23 protein-coding genes are annotated in these 23,853 nt (G+C 72.2%); 17 read left to right on the top strand and 6 right to left on the bottom strand.

Features of this window, described 5'->3' with window-relative positions; genetic code table 11:
- Nucleotides 1-890 precede the first annotated feature (890 nt).
- The 9 genes from ACFYYB_RS18440 (at nucleotide 891) to ACFYYB_RS18400 (ending at nucleotide 8,268) form a co-directional block, all read left to right on the top strand.
- The gene (locus ACFYYB_RS18440) at nucleotides 891-1,259 is read left to right on the top strand and encodes a VOC family protein (protein ID WP_389436246.1); all 369 of its coding nucleotides are present in this window, start codon (nucleotides 891-893) and stop codon (nucleotides 1,257-1,259) included.
- Nucleotides 1,260-1,347: 88 nt separating this feature from the next.
- On the top strand, nucleotides 1,348-2,049 hold the full coding sequence (locus ACFYYB_RS18435) for an HAD family hydrolase (RefSeq protein ID WP_327305255.1): 702 nt from the start codon (nucleotides 1,348-1,350) through the stop codon (nucleotides 2,047-2,049).
- Between the two features lie 115 nt (nucleotides 2,050-2,164).
- Entirely contained in the window at nucleotides 2,165-3,394 is a 1,230-nt protein-coding gene (locus ACFYYB_RS18430; RefSeq protein ID WP_389436171.1) for an MFS transporter, read from the top strand.
- Complete coding sequence (locus ACFYYB_RS18425; RefSeq protein WP_389436245.1) at nucleotides 3,366-4,517, top strand: acetoin utilization protein AcuC; 1,152 nt, start codon at nucleotides 3,366-3,368, stop codon at nucleotides 4,515-4,517. The genes ACFYYB_RS18430 and ACFYYB_RS18425 overlap by 29 nt, the downstream gene beginning before the upstream one ends.
- Nucleotides 4,518-4,708: 191 nt before the next feature.
- Entirely contained in the window at nucleotides 4,709-5,539 is an 831-nt protein-coding gene (locus ACFYYB_RS18420) for a phosphatase (RefSeq protein ID WP_389436170.1), read from the top strand.
- A 114-nt stretch (nucleotides 5,540-5,653) separates the two neighbouring features.
- Nucleotides 5,654-5,863 (top strand): helix-turn-helix domain-containing protein, encoded by a 210-nt coding sequence (locus ACFYYB_RS18415; RefSeq protein ID WP_162688852.1) that lies wholly within the window; start codon nucleotides 5,654-5,656, stop codon nucleotides 5,861-5,863.
- Nucleotides 5,864-6,005: 142 nt separating this feature from the next.
- The gene (locus ACFYYB_RS18410) at nucleotides 6,006-6,104 is read left to right on the top strand and encodes a 30S ribosomal protein bS22 (RefSeq protein ID WP_003948845.1); all 99 of its coding nucleotides are present in this window, start codon (nucleotides 6,006-6,008) and stop codon (nucleotides 6,102-6,104) included.
- A gap of 101 nt (nucleotides 6,105-6,205) precedes the next feature.
- Nucleotides 6,206-7,261, top strand: coding sequence for an NAD-dependent epimerase/dehydratase family protein (locus ACFYYB_RS18405; protein WP_389436169.1), 1,056 nt, complete (start codon nucleotides 6,206-6,208; stop codon nucleotides 7,259-7,261).
- Nucleotides 7,261-8,268 carry a lysophospholipid acyltransferase family protein gene (locus tag ACFYYB_RS18400; RefSeq protein WP_389436168.1) on the top strand — a complete coding sequence of 336 codons (1,008 nt, stop codon included), beginning with the start codon at nucleotides 7,261-7,263 and terminating at the stop codon, nucleotides 8,266-8,268. Before ACFYYB_RS18405 ends, ACFYYB_RS18400 begins: the two co-directional genes overlap by 1 nt.
- 111 nt (nucleotides 8,269-8,379) lie before the next feature.
- Here ACFYYB_RS18400 and ACFYYB_RS18395 read toward each other — a convergent pair whose 3' ends face one another.
- From ACFYYB_RS18395 to ACFYYB_RS18385, 3 genes are all read right to left on the bottom strand, one after another.
- Nucleotides 8,380-9,597: a DUF5667 domain-containing protein gene (locus tag ACFYYB_RS18395; protein ID WP_389436167.1), complete on the bottom strand. Its 1,218-nt coding sequence runs from the start codon at nucleotides 9,595-9,597 to the stop codon at nucleotides 8,380-8,382.
- Nucleotides 9,598-9,900: 303 nt separating this feature from the next.
- Nucleotides 9,901-10,719 (bottom strand): ECF subfamily RNA polymerase sigma factor, BldN family, encoded by an 819-nt coding sequence (locus ACFYYB_RS18390; RefSeq protein ID WP_266880342.1) that lies wholly within the window; start codon nucleotides 10,717-10,719, stop codon nucleotides 9,901-9,903.
- Between the two features lie 361 nt (nucleotides 10,720-11,080).
- Complete coding sequence (locus ACFYYB_RS18385) at nucleotides 11,081-12,112, bottom strand: HAD family hydrolase (RefSeq protein WP_389436166.1); 1,032 nt, start codon at nucleotides 12,110-12,112, stop codon at nucleotides 11,081-11,083.
- A 115-nt stretch (nucleotides 12,113-12,227) separates the two neighbouring features.
- Between ACFYYB_RS18385 and ACFYYB_RS18380 the strand changes: the two genes are divergently transcribed.
- From ACFYYB_RS18380 to hemB, 8 genes are all read left to right on the top strand, one after another.
- Complete coding sequence (locus ACFYYB_RS18380; protein WP_327305248.1) at nucleotides 12,228-12,506, top strand: glutaredoxin family protein; 279 nt, start codon at nucleotides 12,228-12,230, stop codon at nucleotides 12,504-12,506.
- A 273-nt stretch (nucleotides 12,507-12,779) separates the two neighbouring features.
- The gene (locus ACFYYB_RS18375; RefSeq protein WP_389436165.1) at nucleotides 12,780-13,604 is read left to right on the top strand and encodes a redox-sensing transcriptional repressor Rex; all 825 of its coding nucleotides are present in this window, start codon (nucleotides 12,780-12,782) and stop codon (nucleotides 13,602-13,604) included.
- Complete coding sequence (locus ACFYYB_RS18370; protein ID WP_389436164.1) at nucleotides 13,601-15,412, top strand: glutamyl-tRNA reductase; 1,812 nt, start codon at nucleotides 13,601-13,603, stop codon at nucleotides 15,410-15,412. Before ACFYYB_RS18375 ends, ACFYYB_RS18370 begins: the two co-directional genes overlap by 4 nt.
- On the top strand, nucleotides 15,409-16,377 hold the full coding sequence (gene hemC, locus ACFYYB_RS18365) for a hydroxymethylbilane synthase (RefSeq protein WP_327305245.1): 969 nt from the start codon (nucleotides 15,409-15,411) through the stop codon (nucleotides 16,375-16,377). Before ACFYYB_RS18370 ends, hemC begins: the two co-directional genes overlap by 4 nt.
- Nucleotides 16,374-18,041 carry a uroporphyrinogen-III synthase gene (locus ACFYYB_RS18360; RefSeq protein ID WP_389436163.1) on the top strand — a complete coding sequence of 556 codons (1,668 nt, stop codon included), beginning with the start codon at nucleotides 16,374-16,376 and terminating at the stop codon, nucleotides 18,039-18,041. Before hemC ends, ACFYYB_RS18360 begins: the two co-directional genes overlap by 4 nt.
- A gap of 85 nt (nucleotides 18,042-18,126) precedes the next feature.
- Nucleotides 18,127-19,428 (top strand): HEAT repeat domain-containing protein, encoded by a 1,302-nt coding sequence (locus ACFYYB_RS18355; RefSeq protein WP_389436162.1) that lies wholly within the window; start codon nucleotides 18,127-18,129, stop codon nucleotides 19,426-19,428.
- A 52-nt stretch (nucleotides 19,429-19,480) separates the two neighbouring features.
- Nucleotides 19,481-20,830 carry a HEAT repeat domain-containing protein gene (locus ACFYYB_RS18350; protein WP_389436161.1) on the top strand — a complete coding sequence of 450 codons (1,350 nt, stop codon included), beginning with the start codon at nucleotides 19,481-19,483 and terminating at the stop codon, nucleotides 20,828-20,830.
- A gap of 43 nt (nucleotides 20,831-20,873) precedes the next feature.
- On the top strand, nucleotides 20,874-21,875 hold the full coding sequence (hemB, locus tag ACFYYB_RS18345; protein WP_389436160.1) for a porphobilinogen synthase: 1,002 nt from the start codon (nucleotides 20,874-20,876) through the stop codon (nucleotides 21,873-21,875).
- Between the two features lie 30 nt (nucleotides 21,876-21,905).
- On the opposite strand, the gene ACFYYB_RS18340 is transcribed toward hemB, so the two are convergent.
- The 3 genes from ACFYYB_RS18340 to ACFYYB_RS18330 form a co-directional block, all read right to left on the bottom strand.
- Nucleotides 21,906-22,220, bottom strand: a complete 315-nt coding sequence (locus ACFYYB_RS18340; RefSeq protein ID WP_389436159.1) for a hypothetical protein — start codon at nucleotides 22,218-22,220, stop codon at nucleotides 21,906-21,908.
- Between the two features lie 78 nt (nucleotides 22,221-22,298).
- Nucleotides 22,299-22,907: a serine O-acetyltransferase gene (locus ACFYYB_RS18335; protein WP_389436158.1), complete on the bottom strand. Its 609-nt coding sequence runs from the start codon at nucleotides 22,905-22,907 to the stop codon at nucleotides 22,299-22,301.
- On the bottom strand, nucleotides 22,904-23,848 hold the full coding sequence (locus ACFYYB_RS18330; RefSeq protein ID WP_389436157.1) for an isopenicillin N synthase family dioxygenase: 945 nt from the start codon (nucleotides 23,846-23,848) through the stop codon (nucleotides 22,904-22,906). The genes ACFYYB_RS18335 and ACFYYB_RS18330 overlap by 4 nt, the downstream gene beginning before the upstream one ends.
- Between the last annotated feature and the right edge of the window lie 5 nt (nucleotides 23,849-23,853).

Genomic DNA, 23,853 nt, shown 5'->3' with positions numbered 1-23,853 from the left:
GGGGGGACCCTGTGGGAGAGTAGGACGCCGCCGAACAATCATTGTAGAGAGCCCCGTACCAGGGAACTGGTACGGGGCTTTTCTGCGTTTACGGGCCAATTAATGTGTGGTCTCGGGATCGGGGGCGTGAAAACCTGTTCCGCATGAACGCCGTGGACCCGATCGACCAGGCGCGACGCCTCGCGCACGACCGCTTTCCCGACGCGCTCGCCGTGATCCTCGCCGGATCCACGGCCGCGGGGCGGGCGACGGGAAGTAGTGATCTGGACATCGCCGTGCTCATCGAGGACGGCGGTAAGACCTGCCGGGAGACGATCCGCTTCGAGGGACGGGTCGTGGAGCTCTTCGTCCACACGCGTGCCGGGCTCGCGGAGCTGTTCGCGATGGACCTGGCCGCCCGCCGGCCCGTGCTGCAGGCGATGTACGTTTCCGGTCTCGTCCTGGTCGACAGGGACGGGGAGGCCGGCCGGGCCCGGGCCCTGGCCGAAGCGGACTTGCGCCGGGGGCCGGTGGCGCTGGACGCCGACACCGTGGAGACCAAGCGGTACGGGCTCACCGACGCGCTGGACGACCTGGGCGACGCGAGCGATCCGGTGGAACGCGTGGTCATCGCCGGGTCGGTGCTGGCCGGCGCCGCCGAGCTGCTGCTCGACCACCACCGGGCCTGGCGGGGCGGGGACGGGAAGTGGCTGCCGCGGCGGCTGCTGGAAGCGGACCCCGAGCTGGGGGACGCACTGCTCGCCGGGCACCTGGAGGCCTGTACGGCCGGGGACCCGACGGCCCTGGCCGCAGCGGCGTACCGCGTCCTCGAGCTGGTGGGCGGACCGCTCCGCGAGGGCTACCGGAGGGTCTGGCGGGGCGCCGCCCATCCGGCGGGCGAGGTCTCGGTCGTGCAGAACGTGGCGATCGACTGTGCGGACGCCTACGAGCTCGCCCGGTTCTGGAGCCGGGTGACCGGCCGTCCCCTGGATCCCGAGTACGGGCCGGGGGACCGGGAGACGCAGGTGGTGATGGCGGAAGGGCCGGTGCTGTACTTCAACCAGGTGCCCGAGCCGAAGACCGTGAAGAACCGGATCCACCTGTGCCTGCGCCCCGGGACCTCGCGCGACCGGGAGGTGGACCGGCTGCTGGCCCTCGGCGCCGGCTTCCTGGCCGATCACCGCAACCCCGACGGTTCGGGCTGGGCGGTCCTCGCCGATCCCGAGGGCAACGAGTTTTGTGTCCTGCGGAGCGAGTCCGACCGGGCGGGCGGTCGGTGAGGATCCGCCGTGAGGATCTTTGGAAGTCCTGCGGATGCCCGGCATGGGGTCCGGATGGATTGGCCCTGACGGCTCGTAGGGTTGTCGCATGGGCTACGACCTCGTCATCTTCGACAACGACGGCGTGCTGGTGGACAGTGAGCCGCTCGCCAACAGCATCCTCGCCGGTTACCTGACCGAGCTGGGGCACCCGACCTCGTACGAGGAATCGCTTCGCGATTACATGGGTGCCGCGGTTCACCGGATCCACGACCTGGTGCGGGAGCGGACCGGGCAGGCGCTGCCGGCCGACTTCGACAGCACGCTGCACGCCCGCACCTTCGCGGCCTTCGAGCGGGAGCTCAAGCCCGTGCCCGGGGTCGAGGGGGTGCTGGCGGCTCTGGTGGAGAGCGGGACCGCGTACTGCCTCGCGTCCTCGGGGAGCCACGAGCGGATCCGCGTCGGGCACCGGGCGGCCGGGCTCGACGAGTGGTTCGAGGAGGAGTGGATTTTCAGCTCGGAGGATGTGGGGAAGGGCAAGCCCGCCCCCGATCTCTTCCTGCACGCCGCCGACCAGATGGGCGTGGCCCCGGCACGGTGCGTGGTCGTCGAGGACAGCCCGCTGGGTGTCCAGGCCGCGCTGGCCGCGGGGATGGACGTGCTCGGGTACACCGCGATGGTGCCCGCGGACCGGCTGCCCGGCGCCACGGCCTACTTCGGCGACATGAACCAGCTGGCCGGGCTGCTCGGCCTGGAGGTCGACACCACCGGGTCCGGGTACACGGGGTACGGCGGCGGGTTCTCGCACTGAGGCGACCGAAGTGAGGCGATCGCAGTGCAGCGATCGCAGTGCGGCGATCGCGCTGACCCAATCGATATGTGATCGCTCTACCCACCGGTAGGTCCGGCGCCTACGCTGAGCCGCCATGACAGCAGACGTGCGGCTGCGCCGCGGGCGCGGGGCGTTGGGATTCAGTTTCTTCGTGCAGGGCGTGGCCTTCGCGCTCCTCGTGACGCGGATCCCCGCCATTCAGGACCGGTACGGGATATCCGACGCGCTGCTGCCCGTCTTCCTGGCCGCCGTGCCGATCCTCGCCGGTGTGTCCAGCGTGGCCACCGAGCACCTGGTGAAGCGGGTCGCGCCCAGCACCGTACTGCGGTGGGCGCAGCCGCTCGTGCTGCTCGCTCTGCTGGGGGTCGGCGCCGGCAGCCGGATGTGGCACGTGGCGCTGGCGCTCGGGGCGTTCGGGCTGTTCGTGGGGGCGCTCGACGCTTCCATGAACATGCTCGGGGTGAGCCTGCAGGGCGCGTACGGCCGCAGCATCATGCTCGGCTTCCACGCCTCGTACAGCCTCGGCGGGATCCTGGGTGCCTCCGCCGCGTGGGCGGGGGCGCACTGGCACCTCTCGCTGTTCAGTTCCTATCTGCCGGCCGTGGTGGTGCTGCTGCCGCTCGCGCTGTTCGCCAGCCGGTTCTACGTGGACCGGGACGGCAAGGCCGCCGGGGCCGACGCGGCCAAGGGGCTCGGGCCGGGCGGGTTCAAGCTGCTGCTGCCGCTGTGCCTGGTGATGGCGTGTGCGTACATCGGGGACTCGACGGTCTCGAACTGGAGCGCCAAGTACCTCCAGGACGTGCTCGGCAGCTCCGAGCAGGCCGCCACCGTTCCGTACAACGTCTACATGGTGACCACCCTGCTCGGGCGGGCCGTCGGGGACCTCGGGGTGCGGCGCTTCGGGGCCGTGGCCGTCGTACGCATCGGGACGGTCGTCGCGGCGGGTGGATTCGCCGTGGTCGCGGCGGCGCCCGGGCCGGCGGTGGGGATGCTCGGCTTCACCCTGCTGGGGTTCGGGCTGTGCGTGATCGTGCCGCAGACCTTCGCGGCGGCGGGCCGGCTCTTCCCGGACTCCTCCGACACCGCCATCGCGCGGCTCAACATCTTCAACTACGTCGGATTCCTCATCGGGGCGCCGCTCGTGGGCGGGATCGGGGACGCCTGGAGCTACCGGGGGGCGATGCTCGTGCCGATGGTGCTGGTACTCGTCACTCTTTTCTATGCCCGCTCGTTCGCCGCGGAGCCCGCCCGATACGGTGTCCGGCATGAGCGGCGAACCGGTGACCGGGCTGTTGATGTGGGACGAGGCGGTAACGAAGTATGACTTCGGGCCGGGCCATCCGATGGACCCGGTGCGGCTCGAGCTGACCATGGGCCTGGTACGGGCCTTCGGGCTCGACCGTGAGCTGGAGGTACGGGCGGGCCGGGCGGCCGGGGACTCGACGCTGAGGCTGGTCCACCGCGAGGACTACGTCGCGGCGGTGCGCGAGGTGTCCGCCGACCCCGGGGTCGCGGACGGCTCGTACGGGCTGGGGACGACGGACGACCCGGCGTTCCACGGGATGCACGAGGCGTCCGCGCTGATCGCCGGGCAGTCGGTGGCGGCGGCCGAGGCGCTCTGGCGGGGGGAAGCCGCGCACGCCGTGAACTTCGCCGGCGGGCTGCACCACGCGATGCCCGGCGGGGCCGCGGGGTTCTGCGTGTACAACGACGCGGCGCTGGCGATCGCGCGGCTGCTGGAACTCGGGGCCGAGCGGGTCGCCTACGTGGATGTCGACGTGCACCACGGGGACGGGGTCCAGGCGGCGTTCTGGGACGACCCGCGGGTGCTGACCGTCTCCCTGCACGAGCACCCTCGGACGCTGTTCCCGCAGACGGGCTGGCCCGAGGAGACGGGCGGGCCGGCGGCGGAGGGGTCGGCGGTGAACATCGCGCTGCCCGCCGGGACCGGGGACGAGGGGTGGCTGCGGGCCTTCCACGCGGTGGTGCCGGAGCTGTTGGAGGACTTCCGGCCTCAGGTGCTGGTGACCCAGCACGGGGCGGATACGCACTTCGAGGACCCGTTGGCCCATCTGGCGGTGTCGCTGGATGCGCAGCGGGCGGTGATGGAGGCGTGCGACGAGCTGGCGCACGCTTGGGTGGAGGGTGGGCGGTGGCTCGCCCTCGGTGGGGGCGGGTACGCCGTCGTGGACGTGGTGCCGCGGTCCTGGACGCACCTGGTGGCCATTGCCGGGCATCGGCCGATCGATCCCGAGACGGCTGTGCCGGGGTCTTGGCGGGATGCGGTGTATGCGCGGACCCGGGAGGTGGCGCCCGGGCGGATGACGGATGGGCGGGTGCCGGGCTTTCGGGACTGGGAGGGTGGTTACGACCCTGCCGATCGGATCGACCAGGCCGTGCTCGCCACCCGGCGGGCGGTGTTCCCGTTGCGCGGGCTGCTGGCCTGAGGAGCCCTGCGGGGCTGTCCCCTACCCGCCCTTCCACCATTCCCCGGGCTGCGCCCGGACCCCCTGGGGCTCCGCCCCAGACCCCGCGCCTCAAACACCGGCGAGGCTGGATACGGCTGGCGTTGGGCCAACGGGTGCGGGATTGGCCAGAACTGGCGAGGTGTCAGGGTTCTTGCGGGAGCATCGGGAGGGTGTTGAGTACCGGCGCGCTGCGTGCGCATCTTCTGGCCGCCCGTCTGGCCGGGCCCGTGGCCACCTCGCGGGAGGAAAGCCTGCGCAGTTACCGGCTGTTCGCGGCGCGGGATCCGCGGGTGCTGCTGGGGCTGGATCCCACGTGGGGGTGGGGCGAGGGGGATCTGCTGCGGCTGATGGCGCAGAAGTGCGGGGTCTCGGCGGATCCCGCGCACGTCAGGGGGCCGGACGTGATCGATCCGGAGCTGACGGTGGCGGGGCTGGAGGCCTTCGCGGAGAGGCTGCGGGCGGCCGCGGACGCGCGGGCCCCGGTGTTGTTCGGGACCGGTCACCCGCACCGGCTCCTGGGGTTCTACGCCAGCTTGGCCGCTGCCCTGTCGGCGGTGGGATGTGATGTCCTCACTCCGGCGCGGGGGGCACCTGTCGACATGCAGACCCGGTTCGGCGTACGCACGCACCGCATCGATTACGTACGAGGGGTCGCACTGGTGCGGGAAGAGGGCGTGCGGCCCGACGGGAGTGACACCGGCGCGCACTCCCATTCGCCGCTGCCGGTTCGGATCGCGCTCGGGGCGCTGGCGGAGGCCGGCGGGCCGTTGCCGGAGCTCGTGGTGGGGGATCACGGGTGGGTCTGCGGCGCAGGTCAGCTCGGTGTGGAGGCGATCGGGCTGGCCGACACCGATGATCCCGCGCTGTTCGTGGGGGAGGCGGAGGGGCAGGTGTCGGTGGCGGTTCCGCTTGATGACGCGGTGCGCGCGGACTACTACCGACCGCTCACTCGCTATGTACTCAATCGGGCGAGTCTGTCGCTTCGTCAGGAGTGGACGTAGCTCCTCTTCCCCACTCGTATCACACGCCCCTACTCTGGTGAGTGAGCGTGCGACGACGGGGCGTAACCGGAGGGGAAGCCGGTGCCCGTCATGCGCGGAAGGTCAAGGTGTGTCATGGCTGCTGGCGAGAGGCCTCTCAGTGAGGTTCAGTTCCTGACCGTGGCGGAGGTCGCCTCGGTGATGCGAGTGTCGAAGATGACCGTGTACCGCTTGGTGCACAACGGACATCTGCCCGCAATCCGGGTGGGCCGGTCCTTCCGGGTCCCCGAAAATGCGGTGCACGAGTACCTCCGCGAGTCCTTTGTGGGGGTGGAATCGGCCTGAGGGCAAGGGTCGGGAGCCCGTGGTTACCCCTCGGGGGCACTCGGATTACAAGCTCAGAGCTCGGGCGGGTAGGCTAGGCCGACGTAGGTCGTGTGGGCCCCGACGCCCCGCACCGAATGAAGAGAAGTGAGCGAGGGTAGTCGTGGGCTCTGTTATCAAGAAGCGGCGCAAGCGGATGGCTAAGAAGAAGCACCGCAAGCTGCTCAAGCGCACCCGCGTCCAGCGCCGTAACAAGAAGTAAACGGCAGCTGTACGTGTTCTCCGCAGCCCCCCCACCATTCTGGTGGGGGGGCTGCGGTGCAGCCGGAGACGGTTGTTCCGATCTAGGGAGGCGCTGAGCTCGTGGGGAAGGTCGTGCTGGTCACCGGGGCTGCCCGGCAGCTGGGGGGCCGCTTCGTGCGGCGGATCCAGCGGGATCCCGAGGTCGAGCGGGTGATCGCGGTCGACGCGGTGACCCCGCCGCACCGGCTCGGCTCGGCCGAGTTCGTCCGTGCGGACATCAGGCAGTCGGGGATCGCCCGGGTGCTGGCGGAGAACGCCGTCGACACGGTCGTCCATCTCGCGGTCACCGGGGGAGCGGCGACGGGCGCGGGCTCCGTCTCGTACGGCACCGTCAAGGAAACCAACGTCATCGGGACGATGCAGCTCCTGGGAGCCTGCCAGAAGTCCCCGACGGTACGGCGGCTCGTGGTGAAGTCCAGTACCAGTGTGTACGGGGGCACCTCGCGGGATCCGGCCGTCTTCACCGAGACCACGCAGCCCAAGTCGCTGCCCACCGCCGGCTTCGCCAAGGACGCCACCGAGGTCGAGGGGTACGTACGGGGCTTCGCGCGCAGGCGCCCCGACGTCGCGGTGTGCGTGCTGCGGTTCGCGAACATCCTCGGGCCCTTCGCCGACTCGGCGCTCGCCGAGTACTTCTCGATGCCGGTGATCCCGACCGTGCTGGGCTACGACCCGCGGCTGCAGTTCGTGCACGAGGACGACGTACTGGACGTGCTGCGCCTCGCCTCGCAGACCAGCGGGCCCGGCGGGCTCAGCGGGACCTTCAACATCGCCGGCGACGGGGTGCTGCTGCTGTCGCAGTGCGCCCGGCGGCTGGGACGGCCGACGGTGCCGCTGCTGCTGCCCGCGGTGACGTGGGTGGGCGCGGCACTGCGGGCGGTCGGGGCGACGGAGTTCTCGCCCGAGCAGATAAGGCTCCTCACGCACGGGCGGGTCGTGGAGACCACGCGGATGCGGGAGGTGCTGGGATTCGAGCCGATGTATACGACCGCCGAGACCTTCGCCGACTTCACGCGGAGCCGGAGCGGCGGGCTGCTCCCTCCGGAGCGGGTCGCGCGGGCCGTGGACCGGGTGGCCGGGATGCTGGACGTGGACATGGATGGAGCGAAGCGATAGTGGCGGACGCCAAGGTCATTCCGTTCGACGAGGACCGGCCGCGACGGCGGTCCTCGCCCGCCCGGCGGGTACGGGTCGCGCCGGAGGCGCCGCTCGCGCCCGCCGCGCAGCCGGTGGAGCTGGTGGAGCCGGCGGTGGAGGCCGTACCGGAGCCGGCCGAGCCGGGGGAGGGCTGGGACCGGCGGATCGCCGGCGGGCTGGCGTTCCTGCGGCGGCGGATCACCGGGGAGTACGAGGTCGACGACTTCGGCTACGACAAGGAGCTGACGGACCAGGTCCTGATGTCCCTGATGCGGCCGCTGTACGACAAGTACTTCCGGGTCGAGGTCAAGGGCATCGAGAACATCCCGAAGGAGGGCGGTGCGCTGATCGTGGCGAACCACTCCGGGACCCTGCCCCTGGACGGTCTGATGCTCCAGGTCGCCGTGCACGACCAGCACCCCGCGCAGCGCCACTTGCGGCTGCTGGCGGCGGACCTGGTGTTCATGCTGCCCGTGGTGAACGAGCTCGCGCGCAAGGCCGGGCACACGCTGGCCTGCGCGGAGGACGCGCAGCGGCTGCTGGAGGCCGGGGAGCTGGTGGGCGTGATGCCCGAGGGCTTCAAGGGGATAGGGAAGCCGTTCGGGGACCGGTACAAGCTCCAGCGGTTCGGGCGGGGCGGGTTCGTGTCGACCGCGCTGCGTGCGGGGACGCCGATCGTGCCCTGCTCGATCGTGGGGGCCGAGGAGATCTACCCGATGATCGGGAACTCGAAGACGCTGGCGAGGCTGCTGGGGATCCCGTACTTCCCGATCACGCCGACGTTCCCGCTGCTGGGGCCGCTGGGGGCGGTGCCGCTGCCGACGAAGTGGACGATCCAGTTCGGGGAGCCGATCCCGACGGACGGGTACGCGGCGGAGGCCGCCGAGGACCCGATGCTGATGTTCAACCTGACGGATCAGGTGCGGGAGCAGATCCAGCACACGCTGTACAAGCTGCTGGTGCAGCGGAGGTCCGTCTTCTTCTGACCGGCAGGGTTGGTGACCGGCGCGGTTGGTGACGCACCGAAGCGCCGGCGGGACTGGATTTCCCAGACCTGCCGGCGCTTCGGCGTGTGGTGCCGGTGGTGCCGACCGGTACTAGTCGGCGTCCTCCGCCTTGATGCCCAGGCCTGGGAGCAGGCCGGGGAGGAGGGGCGGGAGGGTGATGTCCGGGTGGGCGGGCGGCGGGGTGCCGTCCGGCTCGGACGGGGTGGACTGGCCCTGGCCCGTGGGCGGGTCCAGGAGGTTGCCCGTGCCGCCCAGGAGACCGCGCCCGTCCGACGGCGGGGCCTTCGGGGAACCCGAGGTCTGCCCCGCGGGTGGACTGGGGGCCGCCGACGGGGTGCCCGGAGAGGGCGCCGTCTGCTGCTTGCCCGCCGGGGCGCTCGGCTTCGTGGACGGACCGGAGCCGCGGGTCTGTTCCGGAGGCTTCGGGAGCAGGCTCTGGAGCGGCGCGACCTCTTGGTCTATGGCCTGGAAGACCGACTCCACCTCACCGCCGACGTCGGTGAGCTGCGCCGGGAGGTTCCCCCGGAGCTTGGCCCACGCGTCCCGGTGCGAACGGGAGAAGGAGGACAGCGCCTGGATGGGGCCGAGCGAGCCGTCCCGCTCGTACGCGGCCTGGAGCAGCCGGTGGCCCTCCGACGCGTCGTGCTTCATGCCCGCGAGGGCTCGGCGGATCTCGCCGAGGGACTCGTGGTCGAGCGCGCCGAGACGGCCGCGCTCCATGAGCCGACGGGCTTCCGACAGGCGGCTGGAGGCCTGGTCGAGATAGAGCTCGCCCCGGTCCGAATCGCCGTCGGCCATCCCGAGCCGGATGTCCTCCATGCCCCGCTTCACGGGGTACAGATGGTCACCCGGCAGGGCGTCCGTGCTGGCAGCGGCCACTCCGCTGAAGGCCCCCGCGGCCACACCTACGGTGAGACCGCCTGCCGCAATGCCCTTGGACCAGCGGGAGCGGGGCCGCAATTTCCGGAGCGAGGTCGCCCGGTGGGCGCCGCGGCCGGTCCGCTGTTCGGGCACTTGAGGGTCGGCGGCCACGCCGCCCCCGGCCCTCTCTTCCATCACCTTGGCTTCCATGGCGGCAATGAGCTGGGCTCGTTGCACCACTTTGACCTCGGGGTCCAGCACCGGGCGCGGCATTCTTTCGCCGAGCACGCTCGCCAGGGCCAACAACCGGTCGTGGTCGGCAGGTTCGGCAGGTGCCTCGGACTGCTCGGCCGCCGGGTCCGGTTCCGAAAGGTCGGACGGGGTCCGCTCCTCCAGGGCCTGGGCGAAGGCGTTCGCCCGCCGGTGCGGAGTCACGTTCGCGATCACTGGCGGCACCTCCTCTCGTCATGACGATCGACTCCCCAAGGTGTCCGGAAGGTTGCCTTCCTTGAGCACATCCACACTTTCGAGTGAGCGGCTTCAAGCAGGGCTTGTCCAAAGGGAGCCTGCATTCCCCACAACGAGCGGCGCGGCACTTGGGTTACGGACGAAGGATGATCGGACCACAGCGACGTCGGATTCGTCACTGCCGTCCCCGCCGTCCCAGTCGTCGAGGACGGCGGGGACGTCGGTGGAGTCGGTGTCATCAAGGTCATCAGGGAGGGGTACCGGAATGTGAGAGAGGTGGCGTCAGCGGGCGTCGTCGGGGAGCAGGCGGGCCAGCGTGCGGACCGCCCGGTACTGGAGGGTCTTGATGGCACCCTCGTTCTTCCCCATCACCCTGGCCGTCTCGGCGACCGAGAGGCCCTGCAGGAAGCGCAGGGTCACGCACTCCTGCTGCTGCGGATTGAGTTTCCGTACGGCTTCCAGCAGGGCCGCGTTGGAGAGGGACTCCAGGACGGAGTCCTCGGGGGACCGTTCCACCTCGTTGGCGTCGAGCATTTCGCCTGTGGTGACCTCCAGGCGGAAGCGGCTCGACTTGAAGTGGTCGGCGACCAGGTTGCGGGCGATCGTCACGAGCCAGGCGCCGAAGTCGCGGCCCTGCCAGGTGAAGGTGGAGATGCGGCGCAGCGCACGCAGGAAGGTCTCGCTGGTGAGATCCTCCGCGGTCGCCTTGCCGCCGACGCGGTAGTAGATGTAGCGGTAGACGGTGTCGCTGTACTGGTCGTACAGGCGTCCGAAGGCATCGGCTTCGCCGGCCTGGGCGCGTTCGACCAGGTCCATCATGCGGGCCTGGTCGCTGTCCGCGGTGGGGCGGCGGGCGGCCGGCGCGGTGGTCCCGGAGGCTGCGCCCCCGGCGGACGAGCCGCCGGCGCGACCGCGTCTGCCCACCGTTGCCCCGCCGTCGGTCAGGGCATAGCAAGGACCGGCCGGGCCGAGTCCGGCGGGGACCGCGGTGGCGAATGCGGGGGCGGTGTACGCGGTGGGGACGAAGCCGCGCAGCTGGTCGAGGACCGTTGCGCGCAGCGTAGCCAGGCCCGAGGCGTCAACCCCGACAGGTGGGTACACGGGACTCCCAGAGGCAGAGCTTCCATCACGTGCAGTGCGGGACCGTTCACCCGTCGTAGCGACAGATGGCGGTGGCATGCGTTTGAGGAGAATAACGCTTCGTACAGGCAGCGCTACACCCAGTTGCTCAAATCACCGGTTACGACACTTCTGTTGCGTGTCGAGGGCATATTCAGGCACGGATGGTGATCGATTCTTGATCGGTTGGGTGCGCGGAATGCCTGCTTCCACAGTGGCTCGCGACCGAGTGGGGCAGCGCGGAGTGCCGCGCCGGGGGCGCGGGTAGAGGTGAGCGAATGCCCGGGGCGGGGGAGTGCGCCGGGTGTGGTGGGGCGGGAGGCCGGGCAGGGCCCCGTGGCCGCTACTTGCGGCGGCGGTGCAGGGCGATCGCGGCGGCCGTGCCGCCCGCGATCGCGCCGACGCCCGCGGCGGCCGGGACGCCGATCTTCACGGCCTTGCGGCCGGTCCGATAGTCGCGCAGGCGCCAGTCGTTGGAGCGGGCATGCTTGCGCAGTTTTGTGTCGGGATTGATCGCGTACGGATGTCCGACCAGCGACAGCATCGGAATGTCGTTGTGCGAATCGCTGTACGCCGCGCAGCGCGCGAGGTCGAGCCCCTCGGCGGCGGCCAGGGCGCGGACCGCCTCGGCCTTGGCGGGCCCGTGCAGCGGCTCGCCGACCAGCCGCCCGGTGTAGACGCCGTCCACGGACTCGGCGACGGTGCCGAGGGCTCCGGTCAGGCCGAGCCGGCGGGCGATGATCGTGGCGGTCTCGACGGGGGCGGCCGTGACGAGCCAGACCTTCTGGCCGGCGTCGAGGTGGGCCTGGGCCAGGGCGCGGGTGCCCGGCCAGATCCGGGTCGCCATGTACTCGTCGTAGATCTCCTCGCCGATGGACATCAGCTCGGAGACCTTGTGTCCCTTGACGATGGACAGCGCGCTGTCGCGGGCGTCCTGCATGTGCTCGGGGTCCTCGACCCCGGCCAGCCGGAACCAGGCCTGCTGCCAGGCGAAGCGGGCGAGCTCGCGGCGGCGGAAGAACTCCCGCTTGTAGAGGCCGCGGCCGAAGTGGAAGATCGCGGCGCCCTGCATGACGGTGTTGTCGAGGTCGAAGAAAGCGGCGGCCAGGTCGTCCCCGGCGACGGGGAACTCCGGCTCTTCCGGCTCGGCGGGCTCATCGGCCTCGGCGGGCGCCTGCGGGGCCTGTGGCCCGGCGGTCGCGTCCGGTCCGGCTTCCACGTGGTCACGGGAGTCCGTCTCGAGGGAGTCCGCGCCGTCGAAGTCCTCGTCGGCCAGTGCGGACTTGCGGGCGGCCTCGGCCGAGGCCTCGCCTGCCAGCACGCTCCGCGCGGTGGCGGAGCGCCTACGGGGGGTGAGCCATCCCAGAGCGGCCATGACGCGAGCATAGCCACTGTGTTCGGGACTTCCCGAACCGATGGGAGTCGGGGGTGTGAACTCTTCGCCGCGACGGACCGGGCCGGTCGCGGCGGAGGCGCGGGAGAATGGGCGCATGAGTCCTTTGCTGCGCCGTGCCCAGAAGAAGCGTCCGGAGGAGCGGTTGGTCACGCTCATCGGGAAGCCGGGGTGCCATCTCTGTGATGACGCCCAGGAAGTGGTCGAGAAGGTCTGCGCCGAGACGGGTGCACAGTGGGAGAAGAAGGACATTTCTCAGGACGAGGAGTTGTACCGACTGCACTGGGAGCAGATCCCGGTCGTCCTGGTGGACGGCGAGCAGCACACCTTCTGGAGAGTGAACCCTGACCGGCTGCGACGGGCATTGCAGGCTTGAGCCGTCGGGCGGTTACCATCGTGGGCGATTTATGGGGTCTCGGGGGCGTATTGGTGAGGAGTGTGTACCGTTTTGCCCCCTTCGGGAATTGAACGGGTTCGGCGTGTCGCCGGTTCCCGGTCCATACGCCCAAGGCGCGTGACCCCGGTCACTTTGCTCGGACAAAGCGGACACAATCTTTGTGCACGCGTTCACAAAGACATAGCCTGCATTCGACGGGGTGGTCCTGGGACAAGTGGCCACCTGCAGCCCCGCTCATCCCGCAGGAGCATCGTGGCAACTGGCCGAACTCACCGACCGGCGACCCGCAGCCGAGGTATTCCCGAGGCCACTGTCGCCCGGCTTCCGCTGTACTTGCGTGCCCTCACCGCGCTCTCCGAGCGATCGGTGCCCACGGTGTCCTCCGAGGAGCTGGCCGCGGCCGCCGGAGTCAACTCCGCGAAGCTCCGCAAGGACTTCTCCTACCTCGGTTCCTACGGGACCCGCGGCGTCGGGTACGACGTGGAGTACCTCGTCTACCAGATCTCCCGCGAGCTCGGGCTGACCCAGGACTGGCCGGTCGTCATCGTCGGCATCGGTAACCTCGGCGCCGCGCTGGCCAACTACGGCGGCTTCGCGTCCCGCGGTTTCCGCGTGGCCGCGCTCATCGACGCCGACCCGGCCATGGCCGGCAAGCCGGTGGCGGGGATGCCCGTGCAGCACACCGATGACCTGGAGAAGATCATCGAGGAGAACGGCGTCTCGATCGGGGTCATCGCGACCCCGGCGGGGGCCGCCCAGCAGGTCAGCGAGCGGCTCATCGCCGCCGGAGTGACCTCCATCCTGAACTTCGCGCCCACCGTGCTCTCCGTGCCCGAGGGCGTCGACGTGCGCAAGGTCGACCTGTCGATCGAGCTGCAGATCCTGGCCTTCCACGAGCAGCGCAAGGCCGGCGAGGAAGCCGCCGCCCAGGCCGCCGCGGGCGGTTCCGTCGCGGGCGCCGGCACCGGCACCGGTGCGGCTCCGGCCGCCGCCGTCGTGCCGCCCGCCGGCCGGGCCGCCGCCGTCGCGCGCAAGGGCGGCCCCGACGGGGACGTTCCGGCGGTGATGCCGGCATGAGTCTGCTCGTCGTTGGGCTGAGCCATCGCAGCGCGCCCGTGAGCGTGCTGGAGCGCGCCTCGCTGGCCGCCGATGCCAAGGTCAAGCTGCTGCACGACACGCTCGCCGCGGAGCCGGCGGCGGAGGCGGCGGTGCTCGCCACCTGCAACCGCATCGAGCTGTACGCGGACGTGGACAAGTTCCACGCGGGCGTGGCCGAGCTGTCGACGCTGCTGGCGCAGCACAGCGGTGTCGCGCTGGAGGAGCTCACTCCTTATCTCTACGTGCACTACGAGGACCGGGCCGTCCACCATCTCTTCTCGGTGGCTTGCGGGCTGGACTCGATGGTCGTCGGTGAGGGGCAGATCCTCGGGCAGATCAAGGACGCGCTGGCGCTGGGGCAGGAGCTCCACACGGCGGGTCGGCTGATCAACGATCTTTTCCAGCAGGCGCTGCGGGTCGGCAAGCGGGCGCACTCCGAGACCGGGATCGACCGGGCGGGGCAGTCGCTGGTGACCTTCGGGCTGGAGCAGCTCGCCGTGCGGGTGCCGGTGGAGGAGTGGGCCGCGGGGAAGCGGGCGCTCGTCATCGGGGCCGGGTCCATGTCTTCGCTGGCCGCGGCGACGCTGGCGCGGGTGGGTGTGGGCGAGATCGTGATCGCCAACCGGACCGCCGAGCGGGCGGAGCGGTTGGCCGAGATTCTGGTTGCCTCGGGCACCGGGGTTACGGCTTCCGCCGTGCCGATGTCCGCGGTTGCGGATGAGCTGGCCCGGGTGGATGTCGTCGTGTCCTGTACCGGGGCCACTGGGCTGGTGCTGACCGGGGATGACGTGGCCGCGGCCGTGGAGGGGAGCCCTGCGGGGCCGTCCCCTACCCGCCTTTCCACCGTTCCCCTGGGCTCCGCCCCGGACCCCTTCGCGGGTGCGGCGCCGTTGCCGGGGGCCGGCCCCCGGACCCCCGCGCCTCACACGCCGGCGGGGCTGAGTGGTGCCGAGACCCCGGCGGGGCTGGATGTGGCCGCGTCCGTTGACGCCGACCTCGTTGCGCGGCTTGCCGTGCTCGCGGGGGAGGGGCGGCGGATCGCCGATGGCGGGGCCGTGCGGAGCAAGGCGGTCGTCGAGGAGCGGGACGGGTGTCCCGTCGGGCTCGAGGCCCTTGCTTCCGATCCAGGGCGTACCGCCGACGGGCGGGCCGCGCTCGCCGGAGTGGACGCCGGGTCGCTGGAGCTGCACGGGACCTGGGCCGACCAGGGCGAGGCCGCCGCGCAGCGGCAGCAGCCGCGCAAGGGCGTACGGGACCAGGCGGACGCGCAGCCCGTACGGCTCGCGCTGCTGGACCTGGCCATGCCGCGCGACATCGACGCCGCCGTGCACCGGATCCCGGGAGTCAGGCTCGTCGACATCGAGTCGCTCGCCGAGACGAGCGCGGACGCGCCCATGGCCGCGGACGTCGACGCCGTACGCGCGATAGTGGCCGCGGAAGTGGCCGCCTTCGGGGCCGCCCAGCGGGCCGCGCACATCACGCCGACCGTGGTCGCCCTGCGCGCCATGGCCGCGGAGGTCGTCGCCATGGAAGTGGCACGGCTCGACGGACGCGTGCCCGATCTCGACGAGCGGCAGCGGGCTGAAGTGACTCAGACCGTGCGGCGCGTCGTCGACAAGCTCCTCCACGCGCCGACCGTGCGCGTCAAGCAGCTCGCGAGCGAGCCCGGCGGCGCCGGGTACGCCGAGGCGCTGCGCGAACTCTTCGATCTCGACCCGCAGACGGTGGCCTCCGTCAGCCGGGCCGACGAGGCTGACAAGAACCACGACTCAGGACGGGCATCATGAATCCACGTCTCGACCAGCCACTGAGGCTCGGCACGCGGCGCAGCAAGCTGGCCATGTCCCAGTCCGGGCATGTCGCCGAGGCGGTACGGGCGATCACCGGCCGGCCCGTCGAGCTCGTGGAGATCACGACCTACGGTGACGTGTCCCGCGAGAGCCTCTCCCAGATCGGCGGCACCGGCGTCTTCGTCACCGCCCTGCGCGAGGCCCTCGTACGCGGGGACGTCGACTTCGCCGTGCACTCGCTGAAGGACCTGCCGACCACGCAGCCCGACGACCTCGTCATCGCGGCCATGCCGCAGCGCGAGGACCCGCGCGACGCGCTCGTCGCCCGGGACGGCCTGACCTTCGAGCAGCTGCCCGACGGTGCGCGGATCGGTACCGGTTCGCCGCGCCGCAGGTCGCAGCTGCACGCGTACGCCCGCTCGCTGGGGAAGGTCATCGAGACCGTCGCCATCCGCGGCAACGTCGACACCCGGATCGGGTTCGTGCGGGACGGCGAGCTCGACGCGGTCGTGCTGGCCGCCGCCGGGCTCAACCGGATCGGCCGAGGCGACGAGGCCACCGACCTGATCTCCGTGGACAACATGCTGCCGGCCCCGGGCCAGGGTGCCCTGGCCGTGGAGTGCCTGGCGTCCGACACGGACCTGATTTCCGCGCTCGCCGAGCTCGACGACCCGTACACCCGGGCCGCCGTGACCGCCGAACGCGCCCTGCTCGGCGCCCTGGAGGCCGGCTGCAGCGCCCCCGTGGGCGCGCTCGCCGACCTGCTGGCCGACGGGCAGATTGTCAATGAGATGCGCCTGCGTGGAGTCGTGGGAACCCTCGACGGTTCCACGCTGGTGCAGCTGTCCACCACCGGTCCCGTGCCCCAGTCGTACGACGAGGCCATGGCGCTCGGCCGCGAACTCGCGGACGAGATGCTGGCCAAGGGCGCGGCCGGTCTGATGGGGGAGCGGTCGCTTTGAACCCCACAAGCCCAACCACCTCCGCGTTTCCGTCCGTCGCCGTCCAGGGGCACGTCACCTTCCTCGGTGCCGGCCCGGGCGACCCGGGACTGCTGACGCTTCGCGCCGTGGAGGCCCTGGCCGCCGCGGACGTACTGATCGCGGAGCCCGAGGTGCTCGAGGTCGTACGTACGCATGCGCGCGCGGGGGTGGACACGCCACAGCTGACGATTGCTGACGAGAAGTCAGCAGCCGCCGGAGTCCCGGTCATCCGAGATGCCGCCAATCTTGTCATGGAGGCCGCGCGCTCCGGCAGGCGGGTCGTCCGTGCCGTCACCGGCGACCCCGGGCTCGACGGGAACGCGGCCGAGGAGATGCTCGCCTGCGCCACCGGCGGCATCCCCTTCGAGGTCGTCCCCGGCGTCGCGACCGCCGTCGGCGTGCCCGCGTACGCCGGTGTCCCGCTGGCCGGCAAGCAGGGTGCGGACGTGAGGTTCGTGAACGCGCGGACCGCCTCCACGCGCTGCTGGAGCGAGGTGGGCGCCAGCGACGGCATCCTCGTCGTCTCCGCGACGCTGGAGACCGTCTCGGCGGCGGCGGCCGAGCTGATCGGCGCCGGGCGCAAGCCCGATACCCCGCTCACCGTGACCGTGGCCGGTACGACGACCCGCCAGCGGACGTGGAGCGCGACCCTCGGGACCATCGCGCAGGTGTTCAAGCAGGGCAAGATCCTCCCCTCGCCCGAGGGCGCGCGCTCCGTCATAGCCGTGGTCGGTGAGCACGGCGCCGTCGCGCGCCGCGAGGAACTGTCCTGGTTCGAGTCGAAGCCGCTGTTCGGCTGGCGCGTGCTCGTGCCGCGCACCAAGGAGCAGGCAGCCTCGCTCTCCGACCAGCTCCGTTCGTACGGCGCGGTGCCCCACGAGGTGCCGACCATCGCCGTGGAGCCGCCGCGCACCCCGCAGCAGATGGAGCGGGCCGTCAAGGGCCTCGTCACCGGCCGCTACGAGTGGATCGCCTTCACCTCGGTGAACGCGGTCAAGGCCGTCCGCGAGAAGTTCGAGGAGTACGGGCTCGACGCCCGTGCCTTCGCCGGCATCAAGGTCGCCGCCGTCGGCGAGCAGACCGCCGCCGCGCTGGTGGAGTTCGGCGTCAAGCCCGACCTCGTGCCCAGCGGCGAGCAGTCCGCGGCCGGTCTGCTGGAGGACTGGCCGCCGTACGACCCGGTCTTCGACCCGATCGACCGCGTCTTCCTGCCGCGCGCCGACATCGCCACCGAGACCCTGGTGGCCGGGCTGATCGAGCTCGGGTGGGAGGTCGACGACGTCACCGCCTACCGGACCGTGCGCGCCTCGCCGCCGCCGCAGGACACCCGCGAGGCGATCAAGGGCGGCGGCTTCGACGCCGTGCTCTTCACGTCGTCCTCCACCGTGCGCAACCTCGTCGGCATCGCCGGCAAGCCGCACAACGTCACCGTGATCGCGTGCATCGGCCCGGCCACGGCCAAGACGGCCGAGGAGCACGGGCTCCGGGTCGACGTGCTGTCGCCGGAGCCGAGCGTGGGCAAGCTGGCGGAGGCCCTGGCGGAGTACGGGGCCGCGCGCCGCGAGGCCGCGAAGGAGGCCGGGGAGAGCGTGTACCGGCCGAGCGAGCGGCGGCCGGGGGCGCGCAGGCGCCGTACGACCTGATGGCCGTCTTAGCGGCCGCTTCAGCGGTGTTAGTTGGCAGGGCCCGGGTGCGGTGCGCACCCGGGCCCTGTGGCATGTTCGGGCCGTGACGGAACCCACGGATCCCGATGAGGCGGTGGCCGCGCTGTGCGCGGCCGTGGCGGCGTACGACCAGGAGGCGGCCAGGGCGCTGTTGGAGGCCGGCGCGGACCCCGACCGGGTGCTGCCCGACGGGTCGACCCCGCTGCTGCGGGCCGTCGAGGGTGGCTCCCCGGCGATGGCGACGGCGCTGCTCGGCCACGACGCCCGCCCGCGGTTGCCGGAGGCGGAGCGCGGCCGGCTGCTGGACGCGGCCCGGGAGTGGTACGAGGAGGGCGCGCAGGAGCGGCTGCGGCGGCTGACGGGGGCGGCGGGCCCGGCGGACGTCGCGTGGGTGACGGACTCGGAGTACGCCACCGTCCCCGAGATCACCCTCGGAGGGCGGCGCGTACGGGCCGGACACGGCGCGGTCCTGACCGATCTGGAGTGGGCCTTCCGCGTCCTGGCGCCGGTGGCGGAGCTGGTGGCCCGCGGGGCCCGGTCCCCGAGGACGGAGCACGTGGACCGGAACGCGGCGCTGTATGTCCTCAGCAGCCGCGTCAGCGCGCAGACGTGGGGCCAGGCGGTGGCGTTCCGGCACGATCCGGATCCGCTGCGGCGGGCCTTCGTGGTCGACGTGGTCCGGTACCGGCTGTGGGGGTGGTTCGAGACCGCGCACGCGGGCTGGTACGAGAAGGAGTGCAACCGGATCCTCGTCGAGTGGGAGGCCGAGGAGACCGACGCGGGCGTACTGGGCGGGGTGCTGGAGGCGCTGGGCGAGGCGGAGGTGCCCGCCCGGGAGGCCATCGGCTTGCGGCGCGCCGGGCATCCGGAGCCGGGGGTGCGGCGCTGGGTGCCGGGCCTCTTCGACTGGTGGCCGTCCGAGGACGCGACGCGGGTGCTGTCCCCGGAGGTGCGGCGGGCGCTGCGGGTGCTGTGCCGCGACGAGGACGGCGGGGTGCGGGCCGCGGCCGCGGGGGTACTGGCCGGCGAGGAGCCGCAGGAGGAGGACCTGGCGCTCCTGCCGGACCTGCTGCGGGACCCGGACCCGGAGGTCGTACTCCGGACCCTGCGCGGCCTCGGCTCCGTCACCCGCGGTGTGCCGGAGGTCGCCGAACTGCTGGTGCGGTGCCTCGACTCCGACGACCAGGAGGTCCGGCTGGGCGCGGCCCACTGCCTGGCGGTACGGGACGACCCGCGCACCCCGGAGGCCTATGCGAAGGTCGGCCCGCTGGGCCCCGAGTACGAGGGTGACTACCGGGCGGACGGGCTGTGGCGGTGGAAGTGGCGGAACATGCGCGACCCCGAGCCCGATCCCGACCCTTCGTAGCGCACCCCTAATCGCGTGGCGCGCTCCCACGGCCGTGTGGCATGTTCCGGGCATGACGGCACTGGGGGAAGCGGTACGGACGGGCGACCCGGAGGCGGTACGGGAGCTGCTGGAGGGCGGCGCGGATCCGGACGCCCCGGACGGGGACGGACTGCCGCCGCTGTGCGCGGCGGTGGCGGCGTTCGCGTACCGGGCCGCAGAGGTGCTGGTGAGGGCCGGCGCGGACCCGGACCGGGTGCTGCCCGACGGTACGACCCCGCTGCTGCGGGCCGTCGAGAGCGGCTCCCGGGCGGTGGTCGGCGCGCTGCTGTGGTCCCAGGACCTGCCGGCGCCGGAGGAGCGGCTGTCGCAGAGGGAGCGGGCACGGCTGCTGGACGCGGCCCGACGCTGGTACGGGGCGGGTGCGGAGGCGGAGCTGCGGCGGCTGACGGGGGCGGCGGGGCCGGCGGACGTTTCGTCGGTCGAGGAGGAGTGGTGCCAGGTCGAGCAGATCGCGCTCGGCGGGCTGACGGTGCGCGCGGGACACGGAGCCGTACTGACCACCCTGGAGTGGGTGTTCGGCGTTCCGGTTGCCCTGGAGGAGCTGGTGGCCCGCGCCGTCCGGCACACCGACTCGCACGTGGACTGGTTCTCTTCCTCATACCGGCTCGGCGAACGCCTCGCGGAGGGCAGCCGGGAGGTGGTGACGGCTCTGCGGCACCACCCGTCCCCCGTCCATCGCGGCTTCGCCGCCGACTGGCTGCTGACCCGGCAGTGGCACTCCCCGGCCGACGCGTACCCGTACGACGAGGAGGACCGGGAGCTCCTCGCCGCCTGGGCGGACGTGGAGGCGGACCCCGCGGTCCTCGCGGTGGTGCTGTGGGCCCTCACCGAGCACGACGTGGGACATCCGAGGCTGGGGGCCATCGGCCTGAGGTACGCCGTACACCCGGATCCCGGGGTGCGCTTGCGTGCGGTCGACTGCCTGGGCCGGACCGGCGGGCCGTGCCCGGCCGCGGAGGACGGGGCCCTGCGGCTCCTCGTGAGTGACCCCGACGACGTGGTGCGGTACTCCGTCGCCCTGCGCTTCCTGGCGGGGGAGACGGATGTGGACGCCATGCGCGGTGTGATCCGCGACCTGGTCCGGGACCCGCTCAGCCCGATGCGGCGGGTGGCGGCGGACGGCATGGCGGAGTCCGCCGACCGCACGGCCGATGCCACGGAGCTGCTGCTGTCCCTCCTGGACGCGGACGATCGGCTGACCCGGATGATCGGCGCCTACGGCCTGGCTCTGCGGGACCATCCCGGCACCCCGCAGGCGTACAAGAGGGTGGAGGAGCTGGGCCCGCTCCGCGGGCCGGACCACCGGGCGAACGCGCTCTGGGCCTGGCGGGCCCGGCAAGATCCGAAAGAGACGGCCTAGGCTGGTCCCGACTGCTGTCGAAGCTCGAAGAGGCGACTAGAAGATGAGCACGTACGGATCCTTCCCCGGCTCGCGGCCCCGCCGGCTGCGCACCACCCCGGCGATGCGGCGGATGGTCGCGGAGAACCGGCTGCACCCCTCGGACCTGATCCTCCCGGCGTTCGTCCGGGAGGGCATCAGCGAGCCGCTCGCCATCTCGGCGATGCCGGGCGTGGTCCAGCACACCCGGGACACGCTGCGGAAGGCGGCCGTGGAGGCGGTCGAGGCCGGGGTCGCGGGCATCATGCTCTTCGGCGTTCCGGCGGACGAGAACAAGGACGCGCGGGGCACGGCCGGCACCGAGCCGGACGGGATCCTCCAGGTCGCGATCCGCGACGTGAAGGCGGAGGTGGGCGACGATCTGGTGATCATGTCCGACCTGTGCCTGGACGAGTACACCGACCACGGCCACTGCGGTGTCCTGGACGAGCACGGCCGGGTGGACAACGACGCGACGCTGGAGCGCTACGCCGAGATGGCGCAGGTCCAGGCGGACGCGGGCGTCCACGTGGTGGGCCCGAGCGGCATGATGGACGGCCAGGTCGGCGTCATCCGCGACGCGCTGGACGAGACGGGCCACGACGACGTCTCGATCCTCGCGTACACGGCCAAGTACACGTCTGCCTTCTACGGTCCCTTCCGCGAGGCCGTCGCCTCCTCGCTCCAGGGAGACCGCAAGACGTACCAGCAGGACCCGGCGAACGCGCGGGAGTCGCTGCGCGAGCTCGCCCTCGACCTGGAGGAGGGCGCCGACATGGTGATGGTCAAGCCGGCCGGCCCCTACCTCGACATCCTGTACCGGGTCGCCCAGGCGGTCGACGTACCCGTGGCGGCGTACCAGATCAGCGGCGAGTTCGCGATGATCGAGGCGGCGGCGGAGAAGGGCTGGATCGAGCGCGAGCGCGCCATCCTGGAGACCCTGCTCGGCATCAAGCGGGCCGGCGCGGACACGATCTTGACCTACTGGGCGACCGAGGTCGCGGGATGGCTGCGCGCGGAGCGGTGACCGGGGCCGCCCCGCGGGCGCGGGGCGGGTTCAGCGGCGGCGGTTGACGGTCGCGAGCAGCGCCTGGGCCGAGGCGAGGCCGGCGGCGTCCCGCTCCGTCTCCGCCAGGCTGTACATGATCTCGGCGAGCAGGACCGAGAGGCGGCCGTCGTTGACGCGGGTCAGCGGCTCGGAGCCCTCCCAGGCGGCGTCGCGCACGGAGGTGTCGGTGATGCCGCCGGCCGGGACGGCGGCGGTCAGCAGGCGGTTCGCGATGCTGCGTTCCAGGTCGGTGGGGACCCAGGCGCCGCTGTCGAGGTCCCTGGCGAGGTCGAGGGTGTGGCGGCGGAGAGCGGTCGGGGTCATGGCGTGGCCTGCTTTCGCTTCGTGGGTGGGGGGCGTGGAGGGCGGGGCGCGGGCGGCGAGGCGGTCGGCCCGGACCGGTCAGAGGGTCGTGCGGCGGACGGGCTGGGCGAGCGACCGGATCGGGGTGACCCGGGAGGTGAGGCCGGCGGCCGGGAGGTCCCGCAGGACCAGGGAGTGGGCGCGGATCCGGCTGCCGTCGCCGATGGTGACCGGGCCGAGCACCGAGGCGCCGACGCCGATCAGCACGTCGTCGCCGACGACGGGGTGGCGGCGCGCGCCGGGTTCTCCCGCGTGGGACCAGCCGCGGGAGCCGAGGGTCACCCCGTGGTACAGCGTCACGTCGTCGCCGACGCGGGCGGTTTCCCCGATGACGACTCCGAAGCCGTGGTCGATGAAGGCCCGGCGGCCGAGCCGGGCGCCGGCGTGGATCTCCATGCCGGAGAGCTGCCGGCCGACGAGCGTGAGCAGGCCGGCGGCCGTCCGGTGTCCGCGCAGGTGGAGGCGGTGGGCGATGCGGTGGAGCGCCAGCCCGTGCCAGGGCGCGTGCAGCATGGCGTCGCGCCGGCGCGGGCGGGAGGGGTCGCGGGCGACGACCGCGTCGAGGTCCTCGCGGATCTGCCGCAGGAGCGTGATCCGCCCGGCCCCGGGGCAGGGCGCGGTCCCGGGTAGGGACCGGAAGCCGCTCACGGCCGGACCGCCGTCGCCTGCTGGGAGTCCAGCCGGTTGATGCGGTACATCGTGCGCTGGAACAGGTCCTGCGCGGTCAGTACCGGGTAGCGCTCCGGTTCGCGGACCGCGGGCCGGCCGGGGAGCGGGGAGAGGACGGTCCATGGGGTGGGGTGGCAGAACTGCACGATGGAGAGCCTTCCGCCCTGTTGGCCGGGTGCCGCGACGACGCGGTGGACGGCGGCCCGGGCCAGTCCGCCGGTGAGCCGTTCCAGGACCATGCCGACGTTGAGGACGGCATAGCCCTCGGGAACCTCGATCGGCATCCAGGCACCGTCGACGAGCACTTCGAGTCCGGCGGCGGTGGCCCGGGGCAGGGCGGTGATCAGGTCGAAGTCCTGGTGCTCCACCATCCAGACGTGCTCGCCGGAGGGTGCGGCGTCCATCGGCGGGTACCAGGTGGCCCGGTTGACGACGGGGCCGTCCTCCAGCATCTCCTCGAAGTAGCCGGGGGCGGCGCCCAGCGCCCCGGCGATCCGGCGGACCACGTCGAGCTGGAAGGCGGCCATCCGGGCGTGGAGTTCGCCGAGGACGGCGCCGATCCCGGGGACCAGGTGGTCGGGGAAGGCGGCCGGGGGGTAGCGGGCCGGGTAGCGCTCGCGCAGCGGGTGGGCGGCGGGCAGTTGGGCGCCCCAGTGGAACAGCTCCTTCCAGTCGGGGGTGCGGCCCTTCTCACCCTTTTCGATCAGGGGCGGGAGGAACCCGGACTGGCCGTTGGAGCCGGGCAGCCGGGAACCGGCCTTGACTTCCGCGGGCAGCTCGAAGAACGTGCCGAGCCGGCCGTAGGCCTCGTCCAGCAGGGTCTCCGGCACCGTGTTGCGGACCAGGAAGAATCCGTCGCGCAGTGCGGCGCGGACGTGCTCGTCGCCGCCGGTGGTGCCGAGTGCGATCTCCTTGAGCATCGCCG

It is taken from the genome of Streptomyces sp. NPDC002886, assembly GCF_042888445.1.
In the GTDB taxonomy this organism is placed as follows: Bacteria; Actinomycetota; Actinomycetes; order Streptomycetales; family Streptomycetaceae; genus Streptomyces.
This window is presented reverse-complemented; position numbering and strand designations above follow the sequence as displayed.

Excerpts from the sequence above, each read along its gene's own strand:
- ACFYYB_RS18415 (WP_162688852.1), top strand. The coding sequence starts at position 5,654 with ATGGCTGCTGGCGAGAGGCCTCTCAGTGAGGTTCAGTTCCTGACCGTG.
- ACFYYB_RS18370 (WP_389436164.1), top strand. The coding sequence starts at position 13,601 with ATGAGTCTGCTCGTCGTTGGGCTGAGCCATCGCAGCGCGCCCGTGAGC.
- ACFYYB_RS18350 (WP_389436161.1), top strand. The coding sequence starts at position 19,481 with ATGACGGCACTGGGGGAAGCGGTACGGACGGGCGACCCGGAGGCGGTA.
- ACFYYB_RS18425 (WP_389436245.1), top strand. The coding sequence starts at position 3,366 with ATGTGGGACGAGGCGGTAACGAAGTATGACTTCGGGCCGGGCCATCCG.
- ACFYYB_RS18435 (WP_327305255.1), top strand. The coding sequence starts at position 1,348 with ATGGGCTACGACCTCGTCATCTTCGACAACGACGGCGTGCTGGTGGAC.
- ACFYYB_RS18385 (WP_389436166.1), bottom strand. The coding sequence starts at position 12,112 with ATGGCCGCTCTGGGATGGCTCACCCCCCGTAGGCGCTCCGCCACCGCG.
- ACFYYB_RS18380 (WP_327305248.1), top strand. The coding sequence starts at position 12,228 with ATGAGTCCTTTGCTGCGCCGTGCCCAGAAGAAGCGTCCGGAGGAGCGG.
- hemC (WP_327305245.1), top strand. The coding sequence starts at position 15,409 with ATGAATCCACGTCTCGACCAGCCACTGAGGCTCGGCACGCGGCGCAGC.
- ACFYYB_RS18330 (WP_389436157.1), bottom strand. The coding sequence starts at position 23,848 with ATGCTCAAGGAGATCGCACTCGGCACCACCGGCGGCGACGAGCACGTC.
- ACFYYB_RS18340 (WP_389436159.1), bottom strand. The coding sequence starts at position 22,220 with ATGACCCCGACCGCTCTCCGCCGCCACACCCTCGACCTCGCCAGGGAC.
- ACFYYB_RS18430 (WP_389436171.1), top strand. The coding sequence starts at position 2,165 with ATGACAGCAGACGTGCGGCTGCGCCGCGGGCGCGGGGCGTTGGGATTC.
- hemB (WP_389436160.1), top strand. The coding sequence starts at position 20,874 with ATGAGCACGTACGGATCCTTCCCCGGCTCGCGGCCCCGCCGGCTGCGC.